Genomic DNA, 19,927 nt, shown 5'->3' with positions numbered 1-19,927 from the left:
CTCGGCTCGCGCCGCCTTGGCCACCTTTTCGAAGGAGCCGGTGCTCGCGTAGGGGGCGCGGGCGGTCTCGTACTCCTCGATCGCGATCTCCCACTCGCCGCTGAAGACGAGACCACGCTCGGCGGTGCCGAGCGCCTGCGTGCCGAGATGTTCGGCCTGCCCGGTCAGGAGGGTGATCCGGTAGCGGCGGCCGGTCTGGTAGACGGTAAAGACGTACGAGCCGTCGACGGGCTCCTGGTAGAAGTACGGGCCACTGAACGGCGTCAGCACGGGGTCGGCGGCCAGCAGGCGGAGCCCGAGGCCGCGGCCTTTGACGCGTACGGTGTCGGGGTTCTCGTAGGCCAGGTCGATCCGGCCGTCGTCGCCGGCCCAGGTGAGCTGGTGCGGGGTGGCGGTGACGGCGGTCTCGGCGGTGGGGATCAGCCGCAGGATCGCGTGCATGCCGGTCTGGTGCGAGACCAGGTGCACGTCCTCGGCGTAGGTCTTCTCCCCCACCACGGGCGAGAAGCCGAACCAGGATCCGCGGTAGCTGAACGGGATGTCCCGCAGGGAGAACACCGGGCCTGAAGCGGCGACGGTCATGAAGCGAGGGTCCCTTCTTAGTCTTTGACGGCGCCTGCGGTGACGCCGGCGGCGACGTAGCGCTGGGCGACGACGAGCAGGATGGTGGCCGGGATGGAGGCGATCACAGCGGTGGCCATGATGGCGTTCCACTCCTGGTTGTTGTTGCCGATGTAGTGGTAGATGCCGAGGGTGATCGGCTGGTGGTCGCCGCCCTGATCGAGGGTGGAGGCGAAGATGAAGTCCGACCACGCCCACAGGAACGCGAACAGCGACACCGTGATGATCGAGTTGCGGCTGACGGGCAGCACGATCGAGATGAACGTACGCACCACCCCGGCGCCGTCGGTGCGGGCGGCCTGCAGCAGTTCCTCGGGGATGCCGGACATGAACGTGGTCAGGATGAGGACCGCGAACGGCACGGCGAGGGTGGAGTCGGCCACGATCACCCCGGGGACGGTGTTGAGCACGCCGGTGGACAGGAAGATGGCGTAGAAGCCCATCGCCATGATGATCCCGGGGATCATCTGCGCGATCAGCAGCACGAAGCTCAGCGCTCCGCCGCCGCGCGGGTGCAGCTTGGCCAGCGAGTACGCCGCCGGCGCCGCGAGCAGCAGGGTCAGCGCCACCGTGCCGAGCCCGACGATCAGGCTCACTCCCAGGTAGGGCAGCTGCTGGTCCAGCACCGTCCGGTAGCCGTCCAGGGTGCTGTTGACCGGGAACCAGTTCGGCGGGCTCTTGCGCATGTCCTGGTCGCGGGTGAACGACACGTTGATCATCCAGTAGACCGGGAACAACATCAGGGCGGTGAGCACCAGCCCGATCGCGGTCTTCAGGCGCCTCATGCGAGAGCCTGCCTTCGCTGGGCGCGGATGTAGATCAGCCCGAAGACCAGCGCCGTCACGATGAGCAGGTTGCCCACGGCGGCGCCGGGTCCGAAGGCGGGCACCAGGTTGCCGAACCCGAGCCGGTAGGACCAGGTCGCGAACGTGGTCGAGGCCCCGCTCGGCCCGCCCTTGGTCATGATCCAGATGATGTCGAACACCTTCAACGTGTAGACCAGGCCGAGCAGCAGCGTGATCGCCGAGACCGGCCGCAGCAGCGGGAACGTCACCTTCCAGAACCGCTGCCAGCCGTTGGCCCCGTCCAGCGCGGCGGCCTCGTAGATGGCCGGCGAGATCGCCTGCAGCCCGGAGTACAGCACCACGAGGTTGAACGGGATGCCGATCCAGATGTTGGCGATGATGACCGACCACAGCGACCAGTCCGGCGAGGTCAGCCAGTTGACCGGCCCGATCCCGAACCAGGCCAGGACGGCGTTGACCACGCCGGAGTCGCTGTTGAGCATCCACGACCACGTCGATGCGGACACGATCAGCGGTAGCAGCCACGGCACCAGGAACAACCCTCTGAGCGTGGCGGACAGCCGGAAGTTCTTCAGGAAGAACAGCGCCAGCGCGAGCCCGATGGTGAACTGGAAAGCCAGCGAGACGAGCGTGAACACCACCGTGTGCCACAGCGCGGGCCCGAAGGTCGCATCGGCGAACACTTTCGCGTAATTGGCGAGCCCGGCGAACGGGGCATCGCCCTGCACGAACGAGCGGACCGTGTAGTTGCGCAGGCTCAGCTCGACGTTGCGGTAGAGCGGATAGGCGTAGAACACCAGCAGGTAGAGCACGACCGGGGCGAGGAATGCCCACGCCGCCCACTGGCCGGACCGCGCACGTGCCGCCCGGTGGCTCCGTCCCGTCGCCGGTACAGAGCCGCGGGCGGCAGGACGCGTCTGCGTCTGTGTGACTCGGTTCATGCTGCTACTGGATCGCGCTCGCCGCCGCGGCCTGGGCTGCCGCCATCGCCTCCTGCGGCGACTTGGACCCGCTCAGCGCCGCCTGCACCGCGCCCCACATGGGCTCGGAGATCTTCGGGTACTTGGTGCCCAGGTCGTCGCTGGTGCGGCCCTTGGCCGCCTTGACCGCGTCCACCCACACCTGCAGGTCGGGCGTGGCCGCCACCTGCTTGGCCTGCACCGCCTCGGTTGGCGCAATGTAGGAGAGGGTGGTGGTCGTGGTGAGCGAGTTGCCGGTACTGGTCAGGCACGTCACCAGCTTCTGGGAGGTGGTGTATCGACCGGTGTCGGCCTGCACGGGGATGCTGACGAACTCGCCGCCGGTCGGAGCGGGCGCGGTGCCGCCGCCCTTGCCGGGGATCGGGATGATGCCGTAGTCGAAGCCGGTCTTCTTGGCGTTGGCGAGCTGCCAGGTGCCGTTCTCGGCGAAGGCGAAGTCACCGGTGGCGAATTCCTGCCAGCTCGTCGTCTGCGTGTTGTTGATGACGGAGTTGGGCGCGTGGCCCTTCTTCAGCCAGTCGGTCCACAGCGCCACGGCCGAGACGCCCTCTGCCGAGTCGAGCTTGGTGAGATTCGCACCGGAGCCCCAGAACCAGGGCAGGAACTGGAAGCTGCCCTCCTCGGTGCCGATCGCCGAGAAGGTGATGCCCTTCTTCCCGGCCGCCTTCACCTTCTCCAGCGCCGCCGTCAGCGAGGCCCAGTCCTTCACCGAGGCGACGTCCACCCCTGCCTTCTTCAGAACGTCCTTGTTGTAGTACAGGGCAAGGGTGTTGGCACCTATCGGGACGCCATAGGTCTTGCCGCCGCTCTGGCCGGCCGCCAGCAGGTTCGGCGCGATCGTGGAGACGTCGAGCTTGTTCTCCTCGGTGGTGGTGAGCACCCCGGCCTCGGCCAGTGTGGAGACCACCGGATTGTCCACGATCAGCACGTCCGGCGAGTTGCCCTGCTGGGCCGCCAGCAGAGCCTTGTTCGTCAGGTCGCTGGTGTCGTAGCCGGTGCGTTCGACCTTTACCCCCGCGTCGGTGCCGCACTTGTCCAGCAGCTTCGCCCACTCCGAGCTCTTGTCGTACTGCGGGTACGGGTCCCAGATCGTGTACGTCCCGCCTCCGGCGGCCTGACCGGCGCTCGTCGAGCCGCCGTTGCCGCCGCCGGACGATGACGAGCAGGCCACCAGCCCGCCCACGGCGGCCAGGACCGCCAGACTCGCACCGGCCGCACGCCGGCTCCTTGCCGCTGATCTCATTGGGCTGACCTCCGCTGACAGGCGTTACGAGGCTGTTTCGAAACGAAGTCGAATCGATTCGGCGAATCGGTTCGACCGAAGATAGGCCCGCTCCGCCGCGGGCGTCAATGGGCAGTGCGGCGAGGTTTGCGGCGGCAGGCGACACTTCGTCGTCACGAATCCGGCCACGTACCACGTCATGAACCGATTCGACCTACGATGGTCGCCGACCGGCGGATCGGACGAGGAGCACGGGTGAACATCGGAGAGATCGCCAAGCGGGCCGGCGTGTCGCGCAGCACCGTCTCGTACGCGCTCACCGGCAAGCGCCCGGTGTCAGAGGAGACCAAGCGCCGCATCCTGACGGTCATCGACGAGCTGGGCTACCGGCCCAACGCCTCCGCCAGGGCGCTGAAGGAGGGCCGTACCCGCACGATCGGCCTGGTCATCCCGCCGGCCAGCCAGCGCCTGACCGACATGCAGCTCGGCTTCGTGGCCAGCGTGGTCGACGCCGCCGCCCGCGCCGACCTGGACGTCCTGCTGTCGCCCTCGGGCGGCGAGCACGACCGCTCCTTCGAACGCGTCGTCACCGGCAGGCGCGTGGACGGCGTCATCCTCATGGAGATCCGGCTGGAGGACGACCGGGTCACCCGGCTGCTGCAGAGCGGGCTGCCGTTCGTCGGCATCGGCCGTACCCGCCAGCCGGAGGACATGTCCTGGGTGGACATCGACTACGAAACGCTCATCGCCAAGTGCGTCCACCACCTGGCCGACCTCGGCCACCGGCACCTGGCCCTGGTCAACCGCAACGCCGAGCTGGTCGCCGCCGGCTACGGCCCCGGCCACCGCGCACAGGCCGGCTTCGACCGCGCCATCGCCGAACGCGGCCTCCACGGCGTGCGCGTCTGCTGCGCCGACGACGCCCACGCCGGACAGACCTGCCTCCAGCAACTCCTCGCCGAGCACCCGGAGCTGACCGCCATCGCCACCATCAACGAGGCGGCGGTGGCCGGCATGTACCGCGCGCTGGCCGAAGCCGGCTTGACCGTGCCGCGCGACTTCTCCATCGCCGGCGTAGCCGCCCAGCACTGGGCCGAGAACCTGCATCCGCCGCTCACCGCCGCCGACGTCCCCGCCGACGAGATGGGCACCCGCGCCGTCGAGCTGCTCATCCAGCGCATCACCGACCCGGCGACCCCGCACCGCCACCTCCTGGTCGCCCCTCCGATCTCGCTCCGCAGCACGACTGGGCCCGCGCGGCCCCGCGCCTGACCGCCCTGAGGCCGCGGATCCGCCCGTCGTCCGGCTGAGGGTGCACCGCCGGCCCGCTCCCAGGGCTGCGGCTCGCGCGACGGCGACGTATCGCGCATGTTTCCGGCTCTTGACCGGCGCGCCAGGAGGCGCCTATCGTCCAGTCGAATCGATTCGACTCATTCTCGAACACTCCCCGAACGGGAAAGGCGCATGGCTGAACCCTCGTCCCGGCGGGCACGCATGCGTGTGCCACACGCCATCCTCGCCTCCGCTCTCGCACTGACCGCGATCCCGGCAGCCGCCTTACCGGCCAACGGCGCGGCTGTCCCGGACCTCGTCCTGCACTACGACTTCGAAGGGGACCTGTCCGGCGGCACCATCGCCGACCGCTCCTCCTCCGGTCTCGATGGCACCCTGGTGAACGCCGGCTCCGCCACCACGGCCACCGGGGCCGACGGCACCCAGGCGCTGTCCCTGCCCGGAGGGCCGACCGGCTCCACCACCGCGCCCTACGTGACGATCCCCAACGGCCTGTTCCGCGACCGCCACGCCATGACCATCTCGACCTGGCTCAAGTGGTCGGGCGGCCCCGACTTCCAGTGGGTCTACAACCTCGGCAAGGACGCCGGGACCGCCACCTTCGTCACCCCGTCCTTCGCCGGCGACGCGACCACGCGCTCATCCATCAAACCGGTCAACGGCAGCACCGAAGTGGGCGTGCCCGGCACGCAGAAGCTGCCGACCGGCCAGTGGGTCAACCTCGTCACCACGATCGACGGCAAGAGCATCACCTACTACGTCAACGGCGCCGCCATCGGCAGCACCGCAGCCCAGATCGACCTGGCCGCGGTCATGCACGCCGACCGCAACACCACCTCCGGTTTCCTGGGCAAGCCGTTCTGGGGCGGGCACCCGTTCCTGGACGGCGAACTGGACGACTTCCGCGTGTACGACGCCGCCATGGACGCCGAGCAGGTCGCCGACCTCGCCGGCGACCACCTGGCCACCATCACGAAGGTCGAGCAGACCTCCTTCGAAACCACGACGTACACCGAGATCGCGCCGGAACTGCCGCAGGCCGCCAACGCACAGTACTCCGACGGCATCCGCCGCCGCGTGCCGATCACCTGGGACGCCGTCGACCCCGGCCAGTACGCACAGCCAGGCCAGTTCACCGTCAAGGGCACCGCGAACGGCACCGCCGTCGAGGCCACCGTCAAGGTGATCGACAACAACCTCACCATCGACCTCGGCACCGAGACCGGCGCCTTCCACGGCGGCGCTTCCGGCACCCTCTACGGCGTCTACGGCGAAGGAGTCCCGACCCGCAACCTCCTCGAAGGCATGAACCTGCGCACGGTCTCGACCAAGGCGCAGGACGGCCCCCAGCACCCCGGCGCCGACGCCCTGGAAGTAGTGAAGCCGCTGGCCGACAGCACCGACGGCGACGTGTACATCTACATGACCGACATCTACCGCGGCTTCCCCTACCAGTGGCCCGGCGGCACCCCTGAGGAGCGGCTGAACGACTTCAAGACTAAGATCGCCAAGCAGGTCGACCAGGTCCTCAAGCTCGACCCGAAATATCAGGACAACATCGTCTTCGTGCCGTTCAACGAGCCCGAGGGCAACATGTTCGGGACAGGTGAGTGGAGCTACGACCGGGTGAGCTGGCTCAGCGACCCCCGTGCCTACTTCAAGGCCTGGGACGAGGTCAACGCCCTGATCAAGGGCAAGATGCCGCACGCCAGGATCGCCGGCCCCAACACCAGCGCGCTCTACGACAAGGTCCAGGACTTCCTGCGGCACACCTCGCAGGCGGGCACCCTCCCCGAGGTGATCACCTGGCACGAACTGAGCAACCCCGCCGCCATCCGCACGAACGTCGCCAGGTACCGCGGGTGGGAGCGCGCCATCCTCGGCGACAAGCGGCTGCCGATCAACCTCAACGAGTACGCGCACAACTACCACACCTCGGTGCCCGGCCAGATGATCCAGTGGGCCTCGGCCATCGAGGAGTCGAAGGTCGACGCCGACATCGCGTACTGGAACATCGACGGCAACCTCTCCGACTCCGCCGTGCAGGCCAACCGTGGCAACGGCCAGTGGTGGCTGCTCAACGCCTACGGCCAGATGTCCGGCAACACGGTCAAGGTCACGCCGCCGCGCCCCAACGTGAGCTACACCCTCCAGGGCGTCGCCACCCTCGACAAGGCCAAGGCGCAGGCCCGCGCCCTGTTCGGCGGCACGTCGGGCAAGGCCGGCATCCGGTTCGACAACGTGAACGCCGAACTGTTCGGCGGCACCGTCCACGCGCTGATCCAGGAGATCCCGTGGACCGGCCAGCTCGGCGACTCCGCCCAGCCCCAGGTCCTCGCCGAACTCGACCAGCAGGTCGAGAACAGCTCCGTGGCCTTCGGCTTCGGCGACGCGCTGCCCAGGCTCAAGGAGTCGTCGGCGTACCAGATCATCCTCACGCCCGGCCGCAACGCCTCCTCCCCCGCCCAGCCGGCCAAGCTCTGGCAGGCCACGTACGAGGCCGAGGACGCCGCCCACACCGGCAGCGGCTATCGGCGCGAAGGCCCGCAAGGCTCGCCGTCCAACGTCGGCCAGTACTACACCTCCGGCGGCCACGACATCGGCGGCCTGCGCACCGGCTCCGACCTGACCCTGGACTTCAAGATCTCAGTGCCCCGGGACGGAACCTACGACCTGTCCGTCTTCGCCAACTCCATGAACACCGCCGACGCCGTCAAGGAGCAGGGCCCCACCAACGTCTTCCTCCGCGTCGACGGCGAAGACGAGCAAGAGCTGCGTCTGCCCCTCGGCTACCGATGGCTGGTCTGGGACCACACCGACGCCGAGGTCAAGCTGACCAAGGGCGAGCACGTCCTCACCCTGGCCGCCAAGAGCCTCGACGGCACCCGCACCACCAAGGGCGACGCGCTCGTCGACAAGATCGACCTCTCCCTCGCCAACCCCGCGGCGGCCGAGACGATCTACGAGGCCGAGTACGCCACCCTCAAGGGCGCCGCCACGGACTACACGCGCAAGAAGGTCTCCGGCCCCGGCTACGCCGCCATCAGCAAGGACCAGACCGCCACCTTCTGGGTCTACTCCCCCGACCACGGCGAATCCACCCTCACCATCGACACCCTCGGCGGCGGCCGAGCCTGGCTCGACGTCAACGGCCAGCGCCTCACCGGCGTCAACGCCGACAGCACGGTCAAGGCGTTCCTGTCCGGCGGCATCAACAAGATCACCTTGACCGGCCAGTCCGGCACGCTGCGCCTGGACCGCCTTCGCATCGTCAACACCGACGGCGCCCTCCAGCCCACCTGGTACGAGGCCGAAGCCGCCCGCATCGCCGGCACCGCCAAAGTCGCCGGCTACCCGCTGGCCGGCGGCGGCAAGGCAGTAACCGACATCGGCGGCGCGCCGGGCAATGCCAACACCCTCACCTTCGACGTCACCGCCCCCAAGCCCGGCGCCTACGCCATGACCGTCCGCTACTCCAACCCCGAGCAGTCCCCCGCCTCCCATTACAACCCCGACCCGCTGGCCCGCCACGCCGACATCTCCATCAACGGCGCCCAGCCCCAGCGTGCCTGGTTCCCGCACTCCTTCCACGCCGGCAACTTCTGGGAACTCACCATCCCGGTCCAGCTCAAGAAGGGAGCCAACACCGTCACCTTCGCCTCGCAGGAACTGCCGAGCTTCGACGGCGACTCCTACATCTCCGGTACCTTCCCCGACATCCTGCTCCGATCGAAGTACGCCCCGATCGTGGACAAGATCGCACTGACGCCTCTCGCCAAGTGACACCTCACTGTGACTGAGGCTGGGCGGGACGCGATGACCCCGCCCAGCCTCGTCTTCTTGCACGTTGCCTGGTCGTCCGCTCAGGTGGCCAGCAGGGGAAGCGCCTCGAAGACGTGGTCCTGCCACAGGCGGCGCGAGGTCTCCTCGGGGTACGCCGTGATCGACGGTGGCGTGTCGAAGATCCGAGTCAGGCGCTGCCGGGAGTCGTACGCGGGCCAGCCCGGATCGCCAGAGGTCGCGAAGGACGTCCAGGCCGTACGGATCTGGGCCGTAAGCTCGCGGGCCTCGGCGGTGTGCTCGGGGCCGATGGCCGCCGGGCCCAGGTGGGCGTCGTAGGTGCCGAACAGCAGCGGGCCGTCCAGGCCGTGGCAGGCGCGCAATATTCCGCCGTTGCCCGGGGACTGCCAGGCCAGCTCGTACAGGTAGGCCCGCCCGCCGCCGGCGGTCTGCGCCTCGGCCAGGTGCAGTGTCGGCATGCGGAACAGCCAGTCGTTCTGCACGAGTTCGTGCAACTCCTCGGCGGACGCGTCGGGGAACGCCGTGCGGTAGGCCCGCCCGCCGTCCTCGCCTGGGCCGAAGTTGCGCAGCGCCTCCGTCGCCTGCTCCTCGGTGATCTTGCCGAGCTGTCCGGAGAAAAGGAGGAACGTGCGGCACTCGTCACGGGTGTGACCGATGATCAGCTCCACGTCCCGTCCCGCGCCGCGCGCCAGCGCCTGCCAGGGCGCGGCCGGCAGCACCTCGCCGTCGACGACCGGGGAGAAGGGGGTGAGCGTGTGCGCGAATGAGCCCCAGCGGTCCTCGTACTGCCGCATCTTCGTCTCCAGCGCGTGCCCGGCCTTCGGCAGTTGCCGCGGATCCACGCCGGACAGATCCCTGACGGTCGGACGCAGGCCCGCCTCGGCCGCGATGGCCGTCGCGACGTCCCGGGCCAGGGCGTCGGAGAAGAACGTGCCCGGCAGGCTCTGCCCGATGGCGCGCCGGAACAGCCCCGCCGCGCTCGGCATGACCATCAGCGCGGCGATGGACCCGGCGCCGGCCGAGTCACCGAGGACGGTCACCTGGCCGGGGTCGCCACCGAATGCCGTGATGTTCTCCCGCACCCACTCCAGGGCGGCGACCTGGTCGAGCAGGCCCCGGTTGGCGGGTGCGCCGTCGATGCGGGCGAAGCCCTCGACGCCGAGGCGGTAGTTCAGCGAGACGAAGACCACGTCGCCGTCGCGGGCGATGTGCTGGGCGTCGTAGCCGGGGCTGCCGGAGAAGCCGAGCTTGTAGGCGCCGCCGTGGATCCACACCATCACCGGGCGGCGGGCGGCCTGGTCCGGCTCGGGCGTCCAGACGTTGACCGTCAGCCACTCGTCGCCGGCGCCCATGAGAAAGTCCCCGCCGCCGCGGCCGGCCATGTTCACATCCTGCGGGGCCGGCGGACCGAAGACGTACGCCTCCCGTACACCGTCCCAGCCGCGCACGCGCCGCGGCGCCTGGAAGCGGGCCTCGCCGATCGGGGGTTCAGCGTACGGAATGCCGCGGAAGACGGCCAGGCCGTCCTCCATGCGGCCGCGCACCACGCCGGCGGCGGTACGGACCTCGGGCTCGGGGGACTCGACTCGGGACATGGCGACTCCTCACCTAAAGCGACTGATTTAACAGTTGTCTATTTTTTAACATATGTCTAGGGTTGTGAGCGTGCAGGATCGACAAGACCGCCGGGTGCTCCGCTCGCGCACTGCCCTCATGGCCGCCGCCGTACGCCTGGTCTCCGAGCGCGGCACCACGGCCCTTCCCGTCGGCGATCTCTCCGACGCCGCGGACGTCAGCCGGCAGCTGGTGTACCTGCAGTTCGGGGACCGTGACGCGCTGCTCGTGGCGGCCGCGACCGACCTGGTCGAACGGGAGCTCATTCCCGAGGCCGGGGACGGCGACGCACCCCTTCGAGCGCGCATGCTGGCGATGGCCCGGCACTTCGCCCGGCACCGGCCCTTCTACCGCGCGATGCTCACCGGATCCTGCGCCTTCCCCATGACCCGTGCCCTGAACAGGCTGTTCGGCTCGCTCGTCACCATGACGAGCCTGCGGGAGGTGTTCGGCGACCTCGACGACGCCACGGCACAGAATCTGGCGACGATGGTCACGGGCGGGACCGGCGCGATCGTCAACGACTGGCTGGTCGACGCCGACGACCCTCTCGACCCCGAAGAAATGGCGGACCGGCTGTTGCGCCTGTCGATGGTGTTCGCCCGCAGTCACCTCACACCTGGAGGTCACCCCCGATGAACCTGAACAGCCACCTCGTCCAGCGCATGCTGCGCCTGCCCCCGCCCCTCACCAGGGACCTGACCATCGAGCACGACCTGCGTGTCCCGATGCGCGACGGGGCCGTCCTGCTGGCCGACCGCTGGGCCCCGACGACAGGCGGCGACGGCCTGCCTACCGCGCTCATCCGCGCCCCCTACGGCAGGGCCGGCATGACCGCGGACCCAATGGCCCGCCCGCTGGCCGAACGAGGCTTCCAGGTGCTGATCCAGAGCACCCGCGGGACCTTCGGCTCCGGCGGACCCTTCGACCCGCTGCGCCGCGAGCGCGAGGACGGCCTCGACACCCTGAACTGGGTGATCAAGCAGCCCTGGTTCGGCGAGTCGATGATCCTGTACGGCGCCAGCTACCTCGGCTTCGTCCAGTGGGCAGTGGCCGACGCCGTACCGCCCCAGGTCAAGGCCATGATCCCGGGGGTCTCCGAGTCGGCCCTCACCCTGGACTTCCTCCGAGGGGACGGCTTCTCCCTGGAGACCCCGTTCGTCTGGGGCGTCCAGGTGGCAGGCCAGGAACGCCGGTTCGCCATGCCGCGCCAGCTGCTCGGGGGGAAGAAGGTCCAGCGAGCCCTGCGCACACTGCCGCTGAACCAGTCCGACACCGCCGCCCTGGGCCACCGCGACGACTACATCCAGAACATCCTCGCCCACGACGCCGACAGCCCGTTCTGGCAGGGCCTGGACCACCGTCACCGGGTCACCGGCATCCAGGTGCCGGTGAGCACTGTCGGCGGCTGGTACGACATCTTCCTGCCCGGCCAGCTCCGCGACTACCGGGCCCTGCAGGACGCCGGACGCTCCCTCGTCCGCCTCACCGTCGGCCCCTGGGCGCACATCTCCATGGGCGTCGGACAGACGGCCGCCGTCGAGGCCCTCGACTTCGGCCTGGCCCTGGCCCGGGGCGAGGAACCGGCCGAGCGCGCCCCGGTGCGCCTGTTCGTCATGGGCGAGGAGAAGTGGCGCGACTTCCCGTCCTGGCCGCCACCGGGGTACGAGCCCCAGCGCTGGCATCTCCAGCCGGACGGCGTCCTCTCCACCGAGGCGCCCGCCGACTCATCCCCCGACGGCTACCGCTACGACCCCGCCGACCCCACCCCCGCCCTCGGCGGCGTCCGCATGGCCTTCGGCGTGAAAGCCGGCCGCGTCGACAACGCCGCCCTCGAGGCCCGCCCCGACGTCCTCACCTACACGACTCCCGTCCTGGACGAGGACGTCGAGGTCATCGGCGAGGTGAGCGCCGAGATCTTCTTCCGCTCCAGCCTGCCCTATGCCGACGTCTTCGTCCGGCTGTGCGACGTCGACGCCGCCGGCCGCTCCACCAATGTCTGCGACGGCCTGATCAGCGTCACCGGCGCCGACGAGATCACCCCCGCGACGGTGACCCTGTGGCCGACCGCGCATCGCTTCAAACGCGGCCACCGTATCCGCGTCCAAGTCTCCAGCGGCGCCTTCCCCCGCTACAACCGCAACCCCGGCACCGGCGAACCCCGTACCACCGCCGCCCTCCTCCGCGTCGCCGACCAGCAGGTCTTCCATGACCCGCAGCACCCGTCGGCGGTGAGCCTCCCCATCCGACGGGTCTGACCCGAACAATCGGGGGCGAATGCGGGTGTGGTGCTCCGCCTTACCTGCCCGACGGCTTCCCGGCGGAGCGCCACCTTCATCAGGTTTCTCCGCGGGCCACCAGGTCACGGGGAGTTCGTGCACGCCGTGGACCAGCCCATTGAATTTGAACGGGACCTGGTCCACGTCGGTGGCCAGTTTCAGCGTGGGGATGCGCCGGTAGAGGGTGCCGTAGACCACCTGCAGCTCCATGCGGGCCAGCGGCTGGCCCAGGCACTGGTGCACGCCGAACCCGAAGGCCACGTGGCGGCGGGCGTCGCGCCGGATGTCGAGCCGGTCCGGATCGGGGTTGGCGAGCTTCTCGCCGACCAGGTCGTCCAGGTACGCGTGCAGTGCCTGTTGGCCCGCCTGCCGCTGCTCGGGTGTCGCGGTCCGGTTGATAACGGCCTTGCTGGCGTCCTGGAAGAAGTCGTGGTCGGCGTACGGCACGCCGAGCAGCTCGCAGATCACCAGCGACGGCACCGGCAGGGCGAACGCCTCCACCAGATCCGCCGGGTTCGGACCGGCCAGCAGGTCGTCGATCAGGCCGTCCACGATCTTCTGCACGGCCGGGCGCATGGCCTCGATCCGCTTGATGGCGAACAGCGCGGTGACCATCCGGCGCAGCCGGGGGTGCTCCGGGTCGTCCATCCCGATGAAGCTGCGCTTCAACCACCGGGAGGCAGCGGCACCGTAGCGGGGTAGCCGGGGCGGCTGAGATCGGCGCCGACCCTCGGGTCCGCGAGCACGGCACGCTGCTCGGCATAGCCGGTGATCAGCCAGGGGGTGCTGCCGTCCCAGAGCCGTACCCTGGTCAGCGGGCCCTGCTCGCGCTGGGCGTACAGGCCCGGGGCGGGTCGAACGGGCAGCGGGCCTCCCGCGCCATCGGGAACTCCGGAACCTCCGCCGGGCTCTCACCTGCGGAGTGCAGTGTGCTGGTCATAGTTGTCGGCCCTTCCTTGGATCTTGCTGCTCTTCCGACAGCGCTGCCGCGTGGCGGCGGGCCGGTCACGGGCGATGCGTCACGGGGGCCTGCCACAGTCCCACGATCGCGTCGATCAGGCTGGTGGCGAGGTCGTCCCAGCTCGACTGGAGGGTGGAGGTGCCCTCGGCGAGGGCACGCTCCCGCTCGACGCACATGTGCACGATCAGATGACGCGCCATGGCCCAGCGTTCCTCGCGCACGGTGACCGGCAGGTCGGAAAGGCACCGGCTCAAGCCGTCGACGAGCAGCCGCAGCGATGGCGATGGCAGCGATTCCTCGACCGTGATCTGATAGAGCGCCGGATCGGCCATCACCTGGGCGCGGAACCGGGCGTACCAAGTGGGGCTGCCCTGGGCTTCCAGGTGCCGGGTGAACGGGCGTACCAGGCAGGCCACCCAGTCGCGGACGTCCGTGGAGCCGGCGACGTCGGCGACCATCCACACCCGTAGTTGTTCCATCTCGTCGGCGTGTTTGCGCGCGATGGCGCGCACCAGATCGGCCTTCGTGCCGAAGTGGTAGCCCACCGCCGCACTGTTGCCCTGACCCGCGGCCTCGCTGATCTGGCGGTTCGACACCGCGTGCACACCATGCTCGGCGAACAGCCGCTCCGCGGTGGACAGGATCAACTCCCGCGTCGCGCTCCCCCGCTCGGGCCGCACAGTCCTGCTCGCCATCGCCCTCTCCTCCCTATCAGCCATCACCGCATCGTAGGGAACCTCACACTCACCCAAGTCAATCATATAGTTTAATTCAGTCAATCGCGTGTCTTACTTTGCCTCTGACCGCTCTCACGTAACCGTCCACCATGAAGGCTTTCCCGTGTCCCACGCCCTTGCCAGACCCGCCGATCCAGAGGCGGCCGCCCCGCCGCGGTCGGGCGTGATCGTGGCGGTCCTGGCCTTCGCCGGGATCGTGACAGCGTCGATGCAGACCCTGGTGATCCCGCTGGTCCCCAGACTCCCGGCGCTCCTGAGCGCCTCCGCCTCCGCCTCCGACGCCATATGACCATCTCCCTCGGCGGCACCGCATTCCCCTCCCAGAACGGAGGAGAACACCCATGACTACCTATGTCCTCGTCCACGGCGGAGCGCACGGCGGCTGGTGCTACCAGCGCGTCGCCCGGATCCTGCGGTCGGCGGGACACACCGTGTACACCCCGACCATGACCGGTGTGGGCGAGCGGGCCCAGCTGCGGCCCCCGGCCGCACTGTCCGCGTTGAACGCGGAGTTCGTGCTCGGCGACCCGGCAACCGGGCTGGACGTCCCGTCCCGTGCCGTGCACCCGGCGTCGGGGCGCGACCGCCCCTACACCCCGATCCCCTACTTCTGGACCGACCAGTTCGACGCCAAGATCCACGTGCATGGGACGCCGTCCCCGGACGCCGAGGTGTCCATCGTGGAGGGCGCCGTGGCCGAGCGCCGCTTCGTCGCGGTTTACCGCCGCGACGGCCAGGTCACCGGCGTACTGGGCTGGAACATGCCCAAACAGGCCCGTCAGCACCGGCAGGAACTCGCCGCGACCTCCCTGGTCGCGGGATCCGCATAACCAGCACCTGGCTGCGGTCACATCGAGAGATCGGCGTGGCCGGAGCCAGGGCGGCAAGCGCCAGTTGGATCGCCTGGCCACTTTGCAGAAAGTAGCTCGTTCCCGCAGGTCAGCGACGCTCTTCACAGCGCGGTGATAGCCTTCCCTCATGACCCCGCAAGACCTCGCCAACCTCGCGCACCTGCGGCGGGCGCGGGATTTGATCGACCGTGAGTACGCACGTCCGCTCGACGTGCCGACGATGGCTCACCACGCGCTCATGTCGCCGGCGCACTTCTCGCGGCAGTTCCGGGCGGCCTATGGCGAGACGCCGTACAGCTACCTCATGACCCGCCGCATCGAACGGGCGATGGCGCTGCTGCGGGCGGGCATGAGCGTGACCGACGCGTGCATGGCGGTCGGCTGTACCTCGCTCGGCTCGTTCAGCTCGCGATTCACCGAGCTTGTGGGGGAGACACCGAGCGCCTACCGCACCCGGGAGCACTGCGCCGTGACGGCGATGCCACCGTGCGTGGCGAAGGCGCGCACCCGACCGATCAGGAACGCATCGAGCAGGATCCGAGAAGCGGAACGCGAAGCCGCCGTCTAGCGTTGGCTGCATGGCCATCGCACTCCAGTACTGCCACATCACCGTCAACGACGTGGACGAGGCGCTCGCCTTCTACCGCGACGCGCTCGGCCTCGAGGCGCTCAACGATGTCCCTTCCGGTGGATTCCGCTGGGTCACCCTCGGCACCCCGAGCCAGCCGGGCCTTGAGATCGTGCTCTCCGAACCGCACGCCGGCCGACCACAGGCCGACGGCGACGCCCTCCAGGAGCTGCTCACCAAGGGCGTCCTACCGATGATCGTCTTCCGCACCGACGATCTCGACGCGACCTTCGAAAGGGTGCGGGCATCTGGCGCCGAGGTGCTGCAGGAGCCCATCGACCAGCCCTGGGGCCCGCGCGACTGCGCCTTCCGCGATCCCTCGGGCAACATGGTCCGGATCTCGCAGGAGCCCAAGGCGTAACCGCAGCCGAACGATCAGGTGGCCGAGCATGCCGTCCTGCGCGCGGCCCCGCTGTTGAGCGCGGGTCCACGGCCCAGGCCAGCGCGAACGAACGGCGGACCAGGGTCGGCAGGCGCGAACTCAGGTTGCGTGCGCGTAGATGGCCGTTCCGATGGTCTCTACCTGTGCAACCATGCCGGCCGACGCTCAAGGCCCGCATGTCCGGCTCGGTGTGGCCGGAAGGGGTTGCAGACGCAAGGCGTCCAGCCCATCCCGGTCGGGGAATACCCCGGCATCGGCAAGCCCCGGACTCCACCCGTGACCAGGTACGGGCCGCCGCTGCGCCTTTTCGGTGGGCATGGCTTGTGCGTCTATTTCGCTCTTGATGCCCTCTCGGATGGTCGACTACGAGCCTGCCCTGGCCCGTCCTGTTCTTCCCGCCACTCTCGGTGCGCCGACATCGGAGACTCGGCCGTTTATGGGAGGGCCGCGGCGATGCAGTCGAGGACGCGCTGGAGCCCGTGCCGGAACTGGTCGTCGCGGCTCAGGTGCGGCTGGCGCGCCTCCATCACGATCTTGGTGAAGATCGGGTACTTCCCGCTCTTCACCAGCCGGTCAACGTACGGGTAACTCCGCGCCATCCACTCCGACTCGCTGAGCCCGCTGCGGCGGAATTCCTCGGCCGAGCTGATCTCCTCGCGGACGGTGCCCTCGATGTAGCCGTTCAGCATGGCCATGAGGCCGAGGTTCTCGTCGATGGAGACGAAGACGTCGAGCACTCCCATCAGCCGTTCGATCAAGAGCAGCTGGTTGGGGCCGAGGCTGGGGAGTGACCGCTGCACGGTGGCGATCCACGGGTGCCTCAGCCACATGGCCCGCAGCCCGTCGGCGTAGCGGGTCAGGTCGGCGCGCCAGTCGCCCGAGGGCATGCCCGTGACGTCGATCTCGCCCATCAGCCGGTCGGCCATGAGCTCGACCAGGTTGTCGCGGCTCGGGACGTACCGGTAGAGGGACATCGCGCCGGCGCCGATCTCGGCGGCGATCCGCCGCATGGTGGCGGCCTCAAGCCCTTCGGCGTCGGCGATCCGGATCGCCGCCTCGGTGATCTGCGCGCGGCTGTAGACCGGCTTCGGCCCGCGGGCGGGGCGCTCGGGCCGCATCCAGATGTTCACGTACTCGGCGTCGGCCACCGTCTCCTCCTCCCCAGTTGCGTACATGGTACCCAGTAATCTAACCTGACCCGCAACCGCGTACAACGTACCCAGTGGAGGGGTCATGCTTGATCCGATCGTGGTCGCCGAGGGGCTGCACAAGTCCTTCGGCGACACCCATGCATTACGGGGGCTGGACCTGAGCGTCCCGAGAGGAACGGTCTGCGGCGTGCTGGGCCCGAACGGCGCGGGGAAGACGACCGCGGTGCGCATCCTGGCGACCTTGTCCGATCCCGATGCCGGGCACGCCCGCATCGCCGGATACGACGTCGTCCGCGAGGCCGGCAAGGTGCGCGCCAGGATCGGGCTCGCGGGCCAGTACGCCGCCGTGGACGAGAAGCTCACCGGCCGCGGCAACCTGCGCATGTTCGGGCGCCTCTCCCACCTGTCCCGGCGCGAGGCGCACCGGCGGGCCGACGAGCTGCTCGAACGCTTCGGTCTGATGGACGCCGCCGATCGGCAGGTCACCGGCTACTCCGGTGGCATGCGGCGCCGCCTCGACCTGATCACCAGTCTCATCCTGCGCCCCGAGGTGCTCTTCCTGGACGAGCCGACCACTGGCCTGGACCCGCGCAGCCGCGGCGAGATCTGGGACAACGTCCGCGAGCTGGTGGCGGACGGCACCACGGTGCTGCTCACCACGCAGTACCTGGACGAGGCCGACCAGCTGGCTGACGACATCGCCGTCGTCGACCACGGACAGGTGATCGCCACGGGCACACCCGACGAGCTGAAGGCCACGATCGGCGACCGCCTCGACGTCGTCCTCGAAGACCCCGCCGCCCTGCGTCCGGCGGCGACCGTGCTGAAAGCCCTGGCCGGGACCGATCCCTCGATGACCGGCGCCGACCGGCTCAGCGTCGCCCTGCCGGGCGGCGGCTTCCGGCTCGCCGACATCGTGCGCGAGCTCGACCGCGCCGGGGTCGCCGCGGCCGACGTGCGGCTGCGCCGCCCCACCCTCGACGAGGTGTTCCTGCGCCTCACCGACCGGAAGGAGCTGGTCTGATGACCGACCTCGCCTCGCCGCTGGGCCGCCGCCTGCGGTGGACGTTCACCGACGGGCTGACCCTGGTCGGCCGCGAGCTGGGACGGCTGCGACACGATCCCGGCGAACTCGTCGCGGCGCTGATCTTCCCGGCCGTCATGGTGGTGCTGTTCGGGTACGTCTTCGGCAGCGCGATCCAGGTGCCGGACGGCGGCGACTACCGCGAGTACCTCATGCCCGGCCTGTTCGCGATGGTGACCTTCTCCGCGGTGATGGGGGTCATGACGCGGATGGCCACCGACGCCTCCCGCGGTGTAATGGACCGGTTCCGCTCCATGCCGATGGCGCGCTTGGCGGTGCCGTTCGGGCAGACCGGCGCCGACCTGCTGACCGGCCTGCTGATGCTGGCCATCATGGTGGGCGCGGGCCTGCTGGTGGGCTGGCAGCCGCACCGCGGCCTGATCCCCACGGCCCAGGCGTTCCTGCTGATGATCGTGCTGCGGTACGCGCTGAGCTGGGCGGGCGTCTATGTGGGCCTGGCGGTGAAGAACGACCAGGTCGCCGACGCGATGGTGCCGCTGTTCCTGCCGTTCACGATGCTGTCGAACGCGTTCGTCCCGACCGACGGCATGCCGGGCTGGCTGCGCTTCCTGGCCGACTGGAACCCGGTGAGCGCGCTCACCGCCGCCTCACGGGAGCTGTTCGGCAACCCGGGCGCCCCGTCCGGAAACGTGGCCTGGCCACTCGCGCATCCGGTGACCGCCGTCCTGCTCTGGTCGGCCGCGCTGCTGGTGATCTTCGTCCCGCTGTCGCTCCGCGCCTACATGCGCAGAGGACGCTGAACGCTCCAGGCATCTGCCAGACCGCGTGTTCTCCTCCGAAAGGCGCAAAACATCCACGAAGAGGTGCAGCAGATCCTGGACTGGGCTGCCGAGGACAGCATTCCCGGTATCGTCGCCGAAGTTCACGACGCCGACGGAACATGGTTCGGCACCGCAGGGCTGTGGGCCGTGTACTGGCGGCCCGGTGCTCGGTGGCCGCGCGGAAAGCCGTGTAGGCGGTGGCGTTCGGGTGGAGCGGCGGCAGCTGACTCGACTGGGCCTGACCTTCGCCGCGATCGCCGTGGCCTCCTCGGCGATCATCCCGGCCTCCGCTACGGCGGGCACCGCCGCCGGCCGGGTGCGGCTGGCGGAGCTGCTGCGGGCGGGGCGGCCCCTGCTCCTCGACCTGGCCGGGCGGGACGACCTGGTGCAGGTCGCCTCGGGGTGGGCGGACCGGCTGGACGTGGTCAGGGCCAAGACCGACCACGAAGCGGAGGCGCTCCTGGTGCGGCCTGACGGGTACGTGGCGTGGGTGCCGGGAGTCACCGGACACCCGCTGCGAGAGTCGCTCGAACGATGGCTCGGAACCGGCGCGGCTGAGTCTCCCTGAGGCGATCGCAGCCGCGGGCCGGCCTGTGGAACTCAATCGACGCTCGCGTCCTCAGGTGTCCCGCGCGCCAGCGTCGCGAGCAGATCGAGAGCGGTGGCGAGGTCCTGCCGGCTGGGCGAGGAGATCGCCAACCGGACCGCGTTGGGGGCGCGACCCGAGCCGATGGC

The 19,927-nt window shown here is 69.6% G+C and carries 19 protein-coding genes and 1 pseudogene; 11 read left to right on the top strand and 9 right to left on the bottom strand.

The window, feature by feature from the left end:
* The 4 genes from AB0J09_RS28405 to AB0J09_RS28390 form a co-directional block, all read right to left on the bottom strand.
* Nucleotides 1-582 (bottom strand): hypothetical protein (locus tag AB0J09_RS28405; RefSeq protein WP_360697477.1); only part of this gene is annotated, 582 nt, incomplete at its 3' end.
* 17 nt (nt 583-599) lie between these two features.
* Nucleotides 600-1,406: a carbohydrate ABC transporter permease gene (locus AB0J09_RS28400; RefSeq protein ID WP_360697474.1), complete on the bottom strand. Its 807-nt coding sequence runs from the start codon at nt 1,404-1,406 to the stop codon at nt 600-602.
* Nucleotides 1,403-2,368 (bottom strand): sugar ABC transporter permease, encoded by a 966-nt coding sequence (locus AB0J09_RS28395; protein WP_360697471.1) that lies wholly within the window; start codon nt 2,366-2,368, stop codon nt 1,403-1,405. Before AB0J09_RS28395 ends, AB0J09_RS28400 begins: the two co-directional genes overlap by 4 nt.
* Nucleotides 2,369-2,372: 4 nt before the next feature.
* Complete coding sequence (locus tag AB0J09_RS28390) at nt 2,373-3,650, bottom strand: extracellular solute-binding protein (RefSeq protein ID WP_360697469.1); 1,278 nt, start codon at nt 3,648-3,650, stop codon at nt 2,373-2,375.
* Between the two features lie 234 nt (nt 3,651-3,884).
* Here AB0J09_RS28390 and AB0J09_RS28385 point away from each other — a divergent pair, with 234 nt between their 5' ends.
* Nucleotides 3,885-4,901: a LacI family DNA-binding transcriptional regulator gene (locus AB0J09_RS28385; RefSeq protein ID WP_360697466.1), complete on the top strand. Its 1,017-nt coding sequence runs from the start codon at nt 3,885-3,887 to the stop codon at nt 4,899-4,901.
* A 192-nt stretch (nt 4,902-5,093) separates the two neighbouring features.
* Entirely contained in the window at nt 5,094-8,705 is a 3,612-nt protein-coding gene (locus AB0J09_RS28380) for a LamG-like jellyroll fold domain-containing protein (protein WP_360697463.1), read from the top strand.
* A gap of 80 nt (nt 8,706-8,785) precedes the next feature.
* On the opposite strand, the gene AB0J09_RS28375 is transcribed toward AB0J09_RS28380, so the two are convergent.
* Entirely contained in the window at nt 8,786-10,318 is a 1,533-nt protein-coding gene (locus AB0J09_RS28375; RefSeq protein ID WP_360697461.1) for a carboxylesterase family protein, read from the bottom strand.
* 52 nt (nt 10,319-10,370) lie between these two features.
* Here AB0J09_RS28375 and AB0J09_RS28370 point away from each other — a divergent pair, with 52 nt between their 5' ends.
* Both AB0J09_RS28370 and AB0J09_RS28365 read left to right on the top strand, forming a co-directional pair.
* Nucleotides 10,371-10,976, top strand: coding sequence for a TetR/AcrR family transcriptional regulator (locus tag AB0J09_RS28370; protein ID WP_360697458.1), 606 nt, complete (start codon nt 10,371-10,373; stop codon nt 10,974-10,976).
* Nucleotides 10,973-12,595 (top strand): CocE/NonD family hydrolase, encoded by a 1,623-nt coding sequence (locus tag AB0J09_RS28365; RefSeq protein WP_360697455.1) that lies wholly within the window; start codon nt 10,973-10,975, stop codon nt 12,593-12,595. Before AB0J09_RS28370 ends, AB0J09_RS28365 begins: the two co-directional genes overlap by 4 nt.
* 243 nt (nt 12,596-12,838) lie before the next feature.
* Here the strand turns inward: AB0J09_RS28365 and AB0J09_RS28360 are convergent.
* The 3 genes and pseudogenes from AB0J09_RS28360 to AB0J09_RS28350 all read right to left on the bottom strand — a co-directional run.
* A pseudogene (locus AB0J09_RS28360) lies at nt 12,839-13,192 on the bottom strand (hypothetical protein); the annotation flags it as partial.
* A 235-nt stretch (nt 13,193-13,427) separates the two neighbouring features.
* Nucleotides 13,428-13,556 (bottom strand): hypothetical protein, encoded by a 129-nt coding sequence (locus AB0J09_RS28355; protein WP_360697453.1) that lies wholly within the window; start codon nt 13,554-13,556, stop codon nt 13,428-13,430.
* A gap of 65 nt (nt 13,557-13,621) precedes the next feature.
* A complete protein-coding gene (locus AB0J09_RS28350) occupies nt 13,622-14,272 on the bottom strand; it encodes a TetR family transcriptional regulator (RefSeq protein WP_360697450.1) in 651 nt (216 codons plus the stop codon).
* 145 nt (nt 14,273-14,417) lie between these two features.
* Here AB0J09_RS28350 and AB0J09_RS28345 point away from each other — a divergent pair, with 145 nt between their 5' ends.
* From AB0J09_RS28345 to AB0J09_RS28330, 4 genes are all read left to right on the top strand, one after another.
* Nucleotides 14,418-14,603, top strand: coding sequence for a hypothetical protein (locus AB0J09_RS28345; RefSeq protein WP_360697448.1), 186 nt, complete (start codon nt 14,418-14,420; stop codon nt 14,601-14,603).
* 52 nt (nt 14,604-14,655) lie between these two features.
* Nucleotides 14,656-15,144, top strand: coding sequence for an oxidoreductase C-terminal domain-containing protein (locus AB0J09_RS28340; RefSeq protein WP_360697445.1), 489 nt, complete (start codon nt 14,656-14,658; stop codon nt 15,142-15,144).
* A 148-nt stretch (nt 15,145-15,292) separates the two neighbouring features.
* Nucleotides 15,293-15,733, top strand: a complete 441-nt coding sequence (locus AB0J09_RS28335) for a helix-turn-helix transcriptional regulator (RefSeq protein ID WP_360697442.1) — start codon at nt 15,293-15,295, stop codon at nt 15,731-15,733.
* Between the two features lie 10 nt (nt 15,734-15,743).
* The gene (locus tag AB0J09_RS28330) at nt 15,744-16,154 is read left to right on the top strand and encodes a VOC family protein (protein ID WP_360697439.1); all 411 of its coding nucleotides are present in this window, start codon (nt 15,744-15,746) and stop codon (nt 16,152-16,154) included.
* Nucleotides 16,155-16,609: 455 nt separating this feature from the next.
* Here the strand turns inward: AB0J09_RS28330 and AB0J09_RS28325 are convergent, their stop codons facing one another.
* The gene (locus AB0J09_RS28325) at nt 16,610-17,350 is read right to left on the bottom strand and encodes a TetR/AcrR family transcriptional regulator (RefSeq protein WP_360697436.1); all 741 of its coding nucleotides are present in this window, start codon (nt 17,348-17,350) and stop codon (nt 16,610-16,612) included.
* Between the two features lie 58 nt (nt 17,351-17,408).
* Between AB0J09_RS28325 and AB0J09_RS28320 the strand changes: the two genes are divergently transcribed.
* The 3 genes from AB0J09_RS28320 to AB0J09_RS28310 all read left to right on the top strand — a co-directional run bounded on the left by AB0J09_RS28320 (nt 17,409) and on the right by AB0J09_RS28310 (nt 19,760).
* Entirely contained in the window at nt 17,409-18,350 is a 942-nt protein-coding gene (locus tag AB0J09_RS28320) for an ATP-binding cassette domain-containing protein (protein ID WP_360697433.1), read from the top strand.
* Complete coding sequence (locus AB0J09_RS28315; protein ID WP_360697430.1) at nt 18,350-19,171, top strand: ABC transporter permease; 822 nt, start codon at nt 18,350-18,352, stop codon at nt 19,169-19,171. Before AB0J09_RS28320 ends, AB0J09_RS28315 begins: the two co-directional genes overlap by 1 nt.
* Before the next feature lie 229 nt (nt 19,172-19,400).
* Complete coding sequence (locus AB0J09_RS28310; RefSeq protein WP_360697427.1) at nt 19,401-19,760, top strand: hypothetical protein; 360 nt, start codon at nt 19,401-19,403, stop codon at nt 19,758-19,760.
* Nucleotides 19,761-19,927: the final 167 nt, after the last annotated feature.

It is taken from the genome of Nonomuraea sp. NPDC049784, assembly GCF_040659615.1.
Lineage (GTDB): Bacteria > Actinomycetota > Actinomycetes > Streptosporangiales > Streptosporangiaceae > Nonomuraea.
Note: the sequence above shows the minus strand (reverse complement) of the source record. Positions and strands in the feature narration are given on the sequence as shown.

Coding starts and splice junctions, on each gene's coding strand:
- AB0J09_RS28400 (WP_360697474.1), bottom strand. CDS start 1,406: ATGAGGCGCCTGAAGACCGCGATCGGGCTGGTGCTCACCGCCCTGATG.
- AB0J09_RS28395 (WP_360697471.1), bottom strand. CDS start 2,368: ATGAACCGAGTCACACAGACGCAGACGCGTCCTGCCGCCCGCGGCTCT.
- AB0J09_RS28390 (WP_360697469.1), bottom strand. CDS start 3,650: ATGAGATCAGCGGCAAGGAGCCGGCGTGCGGCCGGTGCGAGTCTGGCG.
- AB0J09_RS28380 (WP_360697463.1), top strand. CDS start 5,094: ATGGCTGAACCCTCGTCCCGGCGGGCACGCATGCGTGTGCCACACGCC.
- AB0J09_RS28375 (WP_360697461.1), bottom strand. CDS start 10,318: ATGTCCCGAGTCGAGTCCCCCGAGCCCGAGGTCCGTACCGCCGCCGGC.
- AB0J09_RS28370 (WP_360697458.1), top strand. CDS start 10,371: ATGTCTAGGGTTGTGAGCGTGCAGGATCGACAAGACCGCCGGGTGCTC.
- AB0J09_RS28365 (WP_360697455.1), top strand. CDS start 10,973: ATGAACCTGAACAGCCACCTCGTCCAGCGCATGCTGCGCCTGCCCCCG.
- AB0J09_RS28355 (WP_360697453.1), bottom strand. CDS start 13,556: ATGACCAGCACACTGCACTCCGCAGGTGAGAGCCCGGCGGAGGTTCCG.
- AB0J09_RS28350 (WP_360697450.1), bottom strand. CDS start 14,272: ATGGCGAGCAGGACTGTGCGGCCCGAGCGGGGGAGCGCGACGCGGGAG.
- AB0J09_RS28340 (WP_360697445.1), top strand. CDS start 14,656: ATGACTACCTATGTCCTCGTCCACGGCGGAGCGCACGGCGGCTGGTGC.
- AB0J09_RS28335 (WP_360697442.1), top strand. CDS start 15,293: ATGACCCCGCAAGACCTCGCCAACCTCGCGCACCTGCGGCGGGCGCGG.
- AB0J09_RS28330 (WP_360697439.1), top strand. CDS start 15,744: ATGGCCATCGCACTCCAGTACTGCCACATCACCGTCAACGACGTGGAC.
- AB0J09_RS28325 (WP_360697436.1), bottom strand. CDS start 17,350: ATGTACGCAACTGGGGAGGAGGAGACGGTGGCCGACGCCGAGTACGTG.
- AB0J09_RS28320 (WP_360697433.1), top strand. CDS start 17,409: ATGCTTGATCCGATCGTGGTCGCCGAGGGGCTGCACAAGTCCTTCGGC.
- AB0J09_RS28315 (WP_360697430.1), top strand. CDS start 18,350: ATGACCGACCTCGCCTCGCCGCTGGGCCGCCGCCTGCGGTGGACGTTC.